12 protein-coding genes are annotated in these 10,106 nt (G+C 73.1%); 9 read left to right on the top strand and 3 right to left on the bottom strand.

Annotated features, from left to right (window positions below):
* The first annotated feature begins 109 nt into the window (after nucleotides 1-109).
* The 7 genes from arsB to PKA89_RS16320 all read left to right on the top strand — a co-directional run bounded on the left by arsB (nucleotide 110) and on the right by PKA89_RS16320 (nucleotide 5,757).
* The gene (gene arsB, locus PKA89_RS16350; RefSeq protein WP_324421288.1) at nucleotides 110-1,207 is read left to right on the top strand and encodes an ACR3 family arsenite efflux transporter; all 1,098 of its coding nucleotides are present in this window, start codon (nucleotides 110-112) and stop codon (nucleotides 1,205-1,207) included.
* Complete coding sequence (locus PKA89_RS16345) at nucleotides 1,200-1,616, top strand: arsenate reductase ArsC (protein WP_324421245.1); 417 nt, start codon at nucleotides 1,200-1,202, stop codon at nucleotides 1,614-1,616. The genes arsB and PKA89_RS16345 overlap by 8 nt, the downstream gene beginning before the upstream one ends.
* An 88-nt stretch (nucleotides 1,617-1,704) precedes the next feature.
* A complete protein-coding gene (locus PKA89_RS16340; RefSeq protein WP_324421244.1) occupies nucleotides 1,705-2,544 on the top strand; it encodes a DUF4097 family beta strand repeat-containing protein in 840 nt (279 codons plus the stop codon).
* Between the two features lies 1 nt (nucleotide 2,545).
* On the top strand, nucleotides 2,546-3,151 hold the full coding sequence (locus PKA89_RS16335) for a PadR family transcriptional regulator (RefSeq protein WP_324421243.1): 606 nt from the start codon (nucleotides 2,546-2,548) through the stop codon (nucleotides 3,149-3,151).
* 87 nt (nucleotides 3,152-3,238) lie between these two features.
* A complete protein-coding gene (locus PKA89_RS16330; RefSeq protein ID WP_324421242.1) occupies nucleotides 3,239-3,913 on the top strand; it encodes an HAD-IA family hydrolase in 675 nt (224 codons plus the stop codon).
* Nucleotides 3,914-3,922: 9 nt separating this feature from the next.
* Entirely contained in the window at nucleotides 3,923-5,290 is a 1,368-nt protein-coding gene (locus tag PKA89_RS16325) for an aminotransferase class V-fold PLP-dependent enzyme (protein ID WP_324421241.1), read from the top strand.
* A 167-nt stretch (nucleotides 5,291-5,457) separates the two neighbouring features.
* Nucleotides 5,458-5,757: a DUF3263 domain-containing protein gene (locus PKA89_RS16320; RefSeq protein WP_324421286.1), complete on the top strand. Its 300-nt coding sequence runs from the start codon at nucleotides 5,458-5,460 to the stop codon at nucleotides 5,755-5,757.
* A 170-nt stretch (nucleotides 5,758-5,927) separates the two neighbouring features.
* On the opposite strand, the gene PKA89_RS16315 is transcribed toward PKA89_RS16320, so the two are convergent.
* Genes PKA89_RS16315 through PKA89_RS16305 form a run of 3 tightly spaced genes read right to left on the bottom strand, consistent with a single transcriptional unit; the run spans nucleotide 5,928 to nucleotide 8,058 of the window.
* Complete coding sequence (locus PKA89_RS16315; RefSeq protein ID WP_324421240.1) at nucleotides 5,928-6,515, bottom strand: DUF3349 domain-containing protein; 588 nt, start codon at nucleotides 6,513-6,515, stop codon at nucleotides 5,928-5,930.
* Nucleotides 6,516-6,523: 8 nt separating this feature from the next.
* A complete protein-coding gene (locus PKA89_RS16310; RefSeq protein WP_324421239.1) occupies nucleotides 6,524-6,820 on the bottom strand; it encodes a hypothetical protein in 297 nt (98 codons plus the stop codon).
* 11 nt (nucleotides 6,821-6,831) lie between these two features.
* A complete protein-coding gene (locus tag PKA89_RS16305) occupies nucleotides 6,832-8,058 on the bottom strand; it encodes an inorganic phosphate transporter (protein ID WP_324421238.1) in 1,227 nt (408 codons plus the stop codon).
* 147 nt (nucleotides 8,059-8,205) lie between these two features.
* On the opposite strand from PKA89_RS16305, the gene PKA89_RS16300 reads away from it, so the two are divergent.
* Together PKA89_RS16300 and groL are read left to right on the top strand one after the other, a co-directional pair.
* Entirely contained in the window at nucleotides 8,206-8,685 is a 480-nt protein-coding gene (locus PKA89_RS16300) for a hypothetical protein (RefSeq protein WP_324421237.1), read from the top strand.
* 211 nt (nucleotides 8,686-8,896) lie between these two features.
* Nucleotides 8,897-10,106, top strand: a 1,210-nt coding sequence (groL, locus tag PKA89_RS16295; RefSeq protein WP_324421236.1) for a chaperonin GroEL, incomplete at its 3' end; no start/stop codon positions are given.

Genomic DNA, 10,106 nt, shown 5'->3' with positions numbered 1-10,106 from the left:
CCTCGAGGCGGTCCGCAAGCGCCCCGGCATGTACATCGGCGACACGGATGATGGCTCCGGCTTGCACCACATGGTGTTCGAGGTCGTGGACAACGCGATCGACGAGGCCCTGGCCGGGCACTGCGACGACATTCCAGCCGCACCCGACGCGCCGACGACCGGCCACCCGGCGGTCGCCGCACGCCTGTCCACCCTCGACCGCTGGCTCCCCGCCTGGATCGGGCTCGCGATGGTCGCGGGTCTCCTCCTCGGCCGGCTCGTGCCCGGGCTCGGCGCCGCGCTCTCCGCGGTCGAGGTCGACGGCGTCTCGCTGCCCATCGCGCTCGGGCTGCTGGTGATGATGTACCCGGTGCTGGCCAAGGTCCGCTACGACCGGCTCGACACCGTCACCGGGGACCGCCGGATGCTCGTCGCGAGCCTCGTCCTCAACTGGCTCGTCGGCCCCGCCGTGATGTTCGCCCTGGCCTGGCTCCTCCTGCCCGACCTGCCCGCGTACCGCACCGGCCTCGTCGTCGTCGGGCTCGCCCGCTGCATCGCGATGGTCATCATCTGGAACGACCTCGCGTGCGGCGACCGGGAGGCGGCGGCGGTCCTCGTCGCCCTCAACTCGGTGTTCCAGGTCGTCGCCTTCGCCGCCCTCGGCTGGTTCTACCTGTCGGTGCTCCCGGGCTGGCTCGGGCTCGAGCAGGCGGGCCTCGACGTCTCGCCGTGGGACATCGCCCGCTCGGTCCTCGTCTTCCTCGGCGTCCCGCTCGTCGCGGGCTACCTCTCGCGGCGGGTCGGCGAGAAGCGCTGGGGGAGAGACCGGTACGAGGGGTCGTTCCTGCCCAAGGTCGGCCCGTGGGCGCTCTACGGCCTGCTCTTCACCATCGTCGTGCTCTTCGCGCTGCAGGGCGAGCAGGTGACGAGCCGCCCGCTCGACGTCGCCCGCATCGCCCTGCCGCTGCTCGCGTACTTCGCCCTCATGTGGGGCGGCGGGTTCCTCCTCGGCCGCCTCCTCGGCCTCGGCTACGCCCGGACGACCACGCTCGCCTTCACCGCCGCCGGCAACAACTTCGAGCTGGCCATCGCGGTCGCCATCGCCACCTTCGGCGCCGCCTCGGGCCAGGCCCTCGCCGGGGTCGTCGGCCCGCTCATCGAGGTGCCGGTGCTCGTCGCCCTCGTCTACGTCTCGCTCGCCCTCCGGAAGGGGTTCTCCCGTGCCTGACCGTCCCTCGGTCCTCTTCGTCTGCGTCCACAACGCGGGCCGTTCGCAGATGGCGGCCGCCTACCTCACCGCCCTCTCCGGCGGCGCCGTCGAGGTGCGCTCCGCCGGCAGCGCGCCCGGCGACGCGGTCAACCCGGTCGCCGTCGAGGCGATGCGCGAGGAGGGCATCGACATCGCCGCCGAGCGCCCGAAGGTGCTCACCGCCGACGCGGTCCAGGCCTCCGACGTCGTCGTGACGATGGGCTGCGGCGACACCTGCCCGTACTTCCCCGGCGTCCGCTACGAGGACTGGGTCCTGGACGACCCCGCCGGGCAGGACCTCGCGATGGTCCGGGGGGTGCGCGACGCGATCCGCGCTCGCGTCCTCGCGCTCCTCGAGGAGCTCGGGGTCGAGCCGGTCATCCGCTGACGGTTCGGCGCCCGGCGGGCCTTGCGCTCGCGACATATCGCGATATATCGTGAACTCGTTACACGACATATCGCGAAAGGGGTCTCCGATGTCCGAGGAGTCCTGGGTCGTCAGCGGCCCGCAGGTCATCGAGGTGGAGGACGTGCGCGCCCTCCGGGTGCAGCTCGTCGGGGGTCGGGTCGACGTCGTCGTCCACGACGCCCCGGGCGTCCTCCTCGAGGTGCACGAGGTGGTCGGCCGCCCGCTCGAGGTCGACCTCGACGGCGGCGAGCTGCGGGTGGGCTACGCCTTCACCCTCGGTGGCTGGGAGGGGTGGCTCGAGAAGTTCCGCAACTTCCGCGACCGCGACCGTGCCGACGTCAGCCTCGCCGTGCCGCGCAGCATCGCGGCCAAGGTCGGCACCGTCAGCGCCGAGGGGCTCGTCGCGGGTCTCGAGGGGCAGGTGTCGGTCTCGACGGTCTCCGGCGCCCTCGTCGTCGACGGCACGCAGGGACGGCTCACCGCCAGCACGGTCTCCGGCGAGATCGTCGTTCGGGAGCACGACGGTGACCTCACCCTCAACTCGGTCTCCGGCGAGCTCGCGGCCTCCGGCGCGCTGGCCGAGGTCCACGCCAACTCGGTCTCCGGCGCGGTCGCCCTCGACGTCACCGCCGGGTCGACCCGCACGTCGGTGACGACGGTCTCGGGCGCCGTCACCGTGCGGCTGCCGGCCGACGAGGGGGTGCACGTGACGGCCAAGGCGGTGAGCGGCCGGCTCGTCGTCGACGGCGAGGAGCACTCGGTGCCGACGCCGGGCACCCGGGTCGTCGACCTGCGCTCCGGCGCCGGCGGCAGCACGGTGAGCACGAGCACGGTGACCGGCGACGTCACGCTGCTGCGCGGGAGCGGCCGCCTGGCCCGCACCGCGAGCACCGGCGAGGACGCCTGAGATGCCGCCGGTCTTCCAGCACGGGCAGCTGCGGCTCTACCTGCTCGCCCTCCTCGAGCAGCGGCCGATGCACGGCTACGAGGTGATCACCGCGCTCTCGGACCGCTTCGGCGGCACCTACCGGCCGAGCGCCGGCACCGTGTACCCGCGGCTGGCCCGACTCGAGGAGGAGGGGCTCGTGGCGCGCAGCGACGGCGGGCGGCGCAGCACCTACGAGCTGACCGCCGAGGGCCGCGGTGAGCTCGCCGAGCGCCGGGGCGAGCTCGCCGCCCTCGAGGAGGACATCGCCGGCACCGTGCGCGACCGCGCCGCCCGCGTCCGCGACGACGTGCGGGGGACGATGGACGGCCTGCGGGCCGAGCTCGCGGCGGCCGCCCAGGAGGCCCGGGCCGGCGCGGTCCGGCACACCGGGCCCGTCCGGGACGCGCGGTCGGCCTCGCACGCCCGGTACGCGGAGGCCGACGCCCTCGTGCGGCGGTTCCGCGACGAGGTGCGGGCCGAGCTGCGCCGGGCCGACGCGGCGGCCGGCGTCGAGGCGCTGACCGTCGAGACCCTGCGGACCGTCCTCGACTCGGCGCTCGGGGCGGTGCGCCAGACCCTGCGCTGACCTCGGCGGACCCCGGCGGGCCCCGTCCGGCGTCCCGACGGCCGGGCCGGCCACCGCGGCCGCGGCGGCGCCGGGGAGGATGGACGGGTGACCACCCAGCCCTCCGCCGCGCCGCCGTGGCCCACCGTGCTCTTCGACCTCGACGGCACGCTGGCCGACACCATCCCGCTCATCGTCGCCTCCTACCAGCACGCGTTCCGGACCGTGCTCGGCGAGGAGGTCGAGGAGGCCCGGGCCCGGGCCTGGATCGGCCGGCCGCTGCTGCCGGCCCTCCTCGAGGAGGAACCCGACCACGGGCACGCCCTGGACGCCGCCTACCGCGAGTGGAACCTCGCGAACACGGCGCGGCTCATCCGGCGCTACGACGGGGTCCCGCAGCTGCTCGAGTCCCTGGCCGCGGCCGGTGTCGCGACGGCGGTCGTCACCTCCAAGCGCCGGGAGACCGCGCGCCTCGCCCTCGAGGGGGTCGGCATCGACCACCTCGTCGACGTCGTCGTGGGGCTCGAGGACACCGACCGCCACAAGCCGGCCCCGGACCCGCTGCTGCACGGGGCCTCGGTCCTCGGCGTCGACCCCCTGACCTGCGTGTACGTCGGGGACGCGACGGTCGACGTGCGGGCGGCCCGGGCCGCCGGGATGGCCGCTGTCGCCGTGGCCTGGGGCGCCGGGGAGGCGGACGCGCTGGCCGCCGCGGCTCCCGACGCGCTGGTGGGCGAGGTGGCGGCCCTGGCCACGCTCCTGCTGGGGGCCCCGGCCTCCTAGACTCCGGCCGTGCACCCCACCTCGCCGTACTCCCCGAACGCCCACGAGGAGCTCTCGGCCCTCCTCGACGCCGTCACCGCGTACGCCGAGGAACGCATCCGGATGGAGCCCCCGCTCGACCGGGTGCGCACCCAGGAGGACCTCGACGCCGCGCTCGGACGCACCGTGACGCCGGCCGGCCTCGGCGGTCGCGAGGCGATGCGGCTCTTCGCCGACGAGCTGGCCCCGGCCTGCCTCTCGGTCGACCACCCGCGTTACCTCTCCTTCATCCCGTGCGCCCCGAGCGACGCGTCGGTCGTCTTCGACCTGGTCGTCGGCGCGTCCTCGATCTACGCGGGCTCGTGGCTCGAGGGGTCCGGGGCGGTGTGGGCCGAGAACCAGGCGCTGCGCTGGATCGCCGACCTCGTCGGGATGCCGGACTCCGCGGGTGGGGTGTTCGTGCCCGGCGGGACCATCGGCAACCTCTCCGCGCTCGTCGCGGCCCGCGCGACCGCGCGGCACCGGGCCGAGCCGGGCGTGCGGCCCTGGCGGGTGGCGGCGACCACCGGCGCGCACAGCTCGATCGCGTCGGCGTGCGAGGTGATGGACGCCGAGCTCGTCGGGGTCCCCGGCGACGACGGCTGGCGGCTCACCGGGCCGGCGCTGCGTCGCGTCCTCGAGGAGCACGGCCCGGAGACGTTCTTCGCGGTCGTCGCGACGGCGGGGACGACGAACTTCGGCATCGTCGACGACCTCGCCTCGGTCGCGGAGGTCTGCCGCGAGTACGGGGTCTGGTTGCACGTCGACGGGGCCTACGGCGGTGCGGGGCTCGCCGCGCCGTCGGTCCGCCACCTGTACACGGGGATCGAGCACTGCGACTCGTTCATCGTCGACCCCCACAAGTGGCTCTTCGCGCCCTTCGACTGCTGTGCGCTGCTCTACCGCGAGCCCGCCCTGGCCCGGGCCGCGCACACGCAGAAGGCCGGCTACCTCGACGTCCTCACCGAGGCCCCGGAGTGGAACCCGACCGACTACTCCGTCGGGCTGACCCGCCGCGCCCGCGGGCTGCCGTTCTGGTTCTCGCTGGTCGTCAACGGCACGGACGCGTACACGGGCGCGATCGAGCGCACCCTCGAGGTGGCCCGCTTCGCCGAGGCCGAGGTGCTGCGGCGTCCCGAGCTCGAGCTGGTCCGCGAGCGGGACCTGTCGGTCGTCGTCTTCCGTCGGCTCGGGTGGTCGCCGGCCGACTACCAGGAGTGGTCGGACCGGATGCTCGCCGACGAGTTCGCCTTCGTCGTGCCGACCTCGCACGACGGCGAGACGCTGGCCCGCTTCGCCATCGTCAACCCGGCGACGACCGAGGCCGACATCAGCGCCATCCTCGACACGATGGCCTGAGCGCGGGGCCGGCGGCCGTGGGTCGGATGGTGCGGGTGTGACTCGTGAGTCGGCCGTTCGGCTCGTTGTCCAGCCGACACGCGGTCGATGTCGGCACCCGAATGACACGGGTGCAATTCGGCGGCTACAGTGAGGGTCGCAGCCACCACGCAGGGAAGGGTCGAACAATCACCGTGAGCGCCGCGTCCGAACAGGTCACGACTGCCGTCAGTGCACCCGAGCTGTCCGAGCGCGACCGCGAGGTGCTCGCCTTCGAGCGGCAGTGGTGGAAGTACGCAGGCTCGAAGGAGACCGCGATCAAGGAGCTGTTCGACATGAGCTCGACGCGGTACTACCAGGTGCTCAACGCCCTCATCGACAACCCCGTGGCGCTCGCCCACGACCCGATGCTCGTCAAGCGGCTGCGCCGGCTGCGGGCCAGCCGCCAGCGCGCCCGCTCGGCCCGTCGGCTCGGCATGGAGCCCTGAGCCGGCAGCCCCCAGTACCAGCGACGCCCGTCCGTGAGGGAAGCCGGACGGGCGTCACTGCGTCCGGCCCCGACCCACCCGTCGAGTGAACAGAACACGCCGCATGCGCAGCAGCTCACACGGCGTGTTCTGCTCACTCGACGGGGTCCGCCATCCGGAGCGCGTCGGGGTCAGGGGAGGTCGGGGTCGGGGAACTCGACCGGCCAGCCCTTCTTGGCGAGCTGGTCGCGCACCCGGCGCAGGTCCTGGTCGCTCGGGTCGGCGTGCGTGTACTCGGTGATGGCGGCGGCGATGTCCGACGGCCCGGCCGGGCTGACGTCGGCCCGGCGGAGCGCCTTGGCGACCTTCTTGACCTCCGAGCGGGTGAGCCGCCGCTCCAGCAGCGCCAGCAGCGGCACGTAGTCGTGCTCGGGCACCCCGCCCGGGTATCCCTCGCGCAGCCAGTTGACGATGCGGGCGAGCGGGCTCCCCTCGCGCGGCGGTGCCTCGTCCTCGTCCTCCATCCCACCGAGCGGCCAGCCGCCGAGCACGAGCTTCGCCGACACCTGGCGCACCTGGTCGTCCTCGGGGACCAGGGCCCGGACCGCCTTGCGCGACAGCAGCTTCTCGGCGGCGAGCTTGCGCAGGACGTCGTGCGCGGCGTCGGTGCCGAGCTGCTCGTGGAGGACCGCGTTGAGCGCGGCGGCCTCGGAGTCGGGGACGCCGTCGGGGAAACCGGCCCGGATGTGGGCGATGACCGAGTGCGACAGCTGGGGCATCTGCGGACTCACTTCTTGTCGACGATGGTCGGGATGACGTGCTCGAAGCTGACCGCCTTGCCGAAGCCGCCCGCGACGATGAGGAGGAGGCCGACGAGGACCCCGACGACGATCACCGCGACGAGCAGGCCCGCGACGGTGCGCCCGAGCGGGGAGTAGCGCACCCTACCGTCCCCGTCGTCGACGGCGCCGAGGGTCAGGGCCCGCATCGCGACCGCGTAGACGACAGGGAGGCCGGCACCGAAGAGGAGGCCGGCGACGAGGACGCGTCCGGCGCCCTCCAGGGCGAGCTCGATGCTGCGCATGGTGGGTCCTCTCAGCGGGTGGGGGTCTTGGCGGGGGCGGGGTGGTCGACGACGTCGGTCGGCCGGTCCCACTCGGCGTTGACGTTGTGCGCGCCGACGTGCTGCCGGCGCGAGCGGTGGTACATCCACCCGGAGGCCACGCAGAGGATGACGAACACGAGCAGCGCTCCGGGCACGCCGCCGAGGGTGTGGCCGACCCACCACGTGAGCGCGCCGGCGAGGGCGGCGATCGGGAAGGTCAGCGCCCAGGCGACGACCATCCGGCCGGCCGTGGCCCACCGCACGTGGGTGCCGCGCCCGAGGCCGCCGCCGAGCACCGACCCGGTCGCGACGTGCGTCGTCGAGAGCGCGAAGCCGAGGTGGCTCGAGGCGAGGAGGACCGCCGCGGTCGCGCCGTCGCTGGAGAGGCCCTGGCGCGGCGTGATGTCGACGAGGCCCTTGCCGAGGGTGCGGATGATCCGCCAGCCGCCGATCCAGGTGCCGAGGGCGATGGCCGTCGCGGCGCTCACCTTGACCCAGATCGGGACGGCGTCCGTGCGGTCCCAGTGGCCGCTCGCGATGAGGGCGAGGGTCATGACGCCCATCGTCTTCTGCGCGTCGTTGGTGCCGTGCGCGAGCGAGACGAGGGACGCCGAGCCGATCTGGCCCCAGCGGAAGTACCGCTCGTCGAGGCGGCCCATGACCGACGCGGTGATGCGGTGGACGAGCCAGCAGCCGACGAACGCCACGACGAGGGCGACCACCGGGGAGAGCAGCGAGGGCAGGAGGATCTTGCCGACGACGCCGTCGAGCTTGGTGCCGTCGCCCGTCCACTTGACCCCGGCGAGGCCGAGGCCGGCGGCGCCGGCACCGGTCAGGCCGCCGAGCAGCGCGTGCGACGAGCTCGAGGGCAGGCCGAGCAGCCAGGTGAGCAGGTTCCAGACGATGCCGCCGACGAGCCCGGCGAGGACGATGAGGAGCAGGGCCTCCCCGCCGTTGGTCAGCAGCTCGGGGCGTGGTGCGCCGCTCTTGTCCTGGATCTTGATGACCGCGTTGGACACGGTGAGGGCGACCTCGACCGACAGGAAGGCACCGACGAGGTTGAGCACCGCGGAGAGACCGACCGCGACCTTCGGCGCGAGGGCCCCGGTGGAGATCGAGGCGGCCATCGCGTTCGCGGTGTCGTGGAACCCGTTGGTGAAGTCGAAGGCCAGTGCCGTCACGACGACGAGCACGAGGATGAGGGTCGGTGCGTCCACGAGGCACCAGTGTGGGGTCGCCACCCCGGCTTCACCAAGGTGAGGGGTCCCGTTCACCCAGTGTTCACCTGGTCGCACCCGCGCCCGTGCGCGGCACGGTCGCACGGCCGGACCGTGGTCGGTCTCCGGCCCTGACGCGATGGCTCGATGAGCGACCTGGACTGGAGCACCCCGGAGGGCCTCGCGGCGATCCGCGACCACCTCGCCGCCCGGATCGGGGGATGGCGTGAGCCGGCCGCGCACGCGGTCGCGCTCTCGCCGGCCTCGTCGACCCCGGAGTGGGTGTTCGCGCACGTCAACGCCCCAGGGGGGCGGCACGGGCTGCCCGCCGTGGTCCTCGCGACCATCCTCGGCCACGACGGCTCGACGGCCACGCTGCCGCTGTCCCGCGGCGACCTCGAGGCGGCCGTAGAGTCCCTCGCACCGGCCGAGGCGTGCACCGCGCTCGAGCACCCGAACCTCGCCGCGTGGCGCGAGGTGCTGCACGAGCTCGACGGCAACCCGGCCCGGGAGGCCGTCGCGGTCTTCGTCGCCGACCTCGCCGACCCGGTGACCTCCGAGGCCGACGCCTCCCTCCGGGTCGCGCTCGAGGGAGCCACCCCCGAAGGTCTGACCGCCCGTGACTGACCTCGCGCGGGCACCCGCGGCCGCGGACCGTTTGCACTCTCCGGGGGAGAGTGCCAATAATGAGCGTTAGCACTCTCATCATGAGAGTGATAAGTACCGACCGGTCCGGTGAGGTCCGGTGCGCCGACGGTGACGTGAGCCGCGGCCCCGGTCCGTCCGTCGCGGGCACCCTCCGGTCCCACCTTCGATTCGCGTGGGAGGAACCACCCGAATGGCCAAGATCATCGCTTTCGATGAGGAGGCGCGCCGCGGTCTCGAGCGAGGCATGAACACCCTCGCCGACGCCGTCAAGGTCACGCTCGGCCCCAAGGGCCGCAACGTCGTCCTGGAGAAGAAGTGGGGCGCCCCCACCATCACCAACGACGGCGTCTCCATCGCCAAGGAGATCGAGCTCGACGACCCGTACGAGAAGATCGGTGCGGAGCTCGTCAAGGAGGTCGCCAAGAAGACCGACGACGTCGCCGGTGACGGCACGACGACGGCCACCGTCCTCGCCCAGGCGCTCGTCCGCGAGGGCCTGCGCAACGTCGCCGCCGGTGCCAACCCGATGGCGCTCAAGCGCGGCATCGAGAAGGCCGTGCGCGCCGTCTCCGACGAGCTGCTCGGCAGCGCGAAGGACGTCGAGACCAAGGAGCAGATCGCCGCGACCGCGTCGATCAGCGCCGCCGACCCCCAGATCGGCGAGATGATCGCCGAGGCCATGGACAAGGTCGGCAAGGAAGGCGTCATCACCGTCGAGGAGAGCAACACCTTCGGCCTCGAGCTCGAGCTCACCGAGGGCATGCGCTTCGACAAGGGCTACATCAGCCACTACTTCGTCACCGACACCGAGCGCATGGAGGCCGTGCTCGAGGACCCCTACGTCCTCATCGCGAACTCCAAGATCGGCTCGATCAAGGACCTGCTGCCGCTCCTCGAGAAGGTCATGCAGTCCGGCAAGCCGCTGCTCGTCATCTCCGAGGACGTCGAGGGCGAGGCCCTGAGCACGCTCGTCGTCAACAAGATCCGTGGCACCTTCAAGTCCGTCGCCGTCAAGGCCCCGGGCTTCGGTGACCGTCGCAAGGCCATGCTCGGCGACATCGCCATCCTCACCGGTGGCCAGGTCATCTCCGAGGAGGTCGGCCTCAAGCTCGACACCGCCGACCTCAGCCTGCTCGGCAAGGCCCGCAAGGTCGTCGTCACCAAGGACGAGACGACGATCGTCGAGGGCGCCGGCGACAACGACGCGATCCAGGGCCGGGTCAACCAGATCCGGGCCGAGATCGAGAAGTCGGACTCCGACTACGACCGCGAGAAGCTCCAGGAGCGCCTCGCCAAGCTCGCCGGCGGCGTCGCCGTCATCAAGGCGGGCGCGGCCACCGAGGTCGAGCTCAAGGAGCGCAAGCACCGCATCGAGGACGCCGTCCGCAACGCGAAGGCGG

It is taken from the genome of Phycicoccus sp. (assembly GCF_035325325.1).
In the GTDB taxonomy this organism is placed as follows: domain Bacteria; phylum Actinomycetota; class Actinomycetes; order Actinomycetales; family Dermatophilaceae; genus Phycicoccus.
The sequence above is the reverse complement of the archived record's forward strand: the minus strand, read 5'-3'. Positions and strand labels throughout refer to the sequence as shown.

What these genes read in the sequence shown, in the direction of transcription:
- PKA89_RS16335 (WP_324421243.1), top strand. Translation starts at nt 2,546, where the DNA reads ATGCCGCCGGTCTTCCAGCACGGGCAGCTGCGGCTCTACCTGCTCGCC.
- PKA89_RS16315 (WP_324421240.1), bottom strand. Translation starts at nt 6,515, where the DNA reads ATGCCCCAGCTGTCGCACTCGGTCATCGCCCACATCCGGGCCGGTTTC.
- PKA89_RS16300 (WP_324421237.1), top strand. Translation starts at nt 8,206, where the DNA reads ATGAGCGACCTGGACTGGAGCACCCCGGAGGGCCTCGCGGCGATCCGC.
- PKA89_RS16340 (WP_324421244.1), top strand. Translation starts at nt 1,705, where the DNA reads ATGTCCGAGGAGTCCTGGGTCGTCAGCGGCCCGCAGGTCATCGAGGTG.
- PKA89_RS16310 (WP_324421239.1), bottom strand. Translation starts at nt 6,820, where the DNA reads ATGCGCAGCATCGAGCTCGCCCTGGAGGGCGCCGGACGCGTCCTCGTC.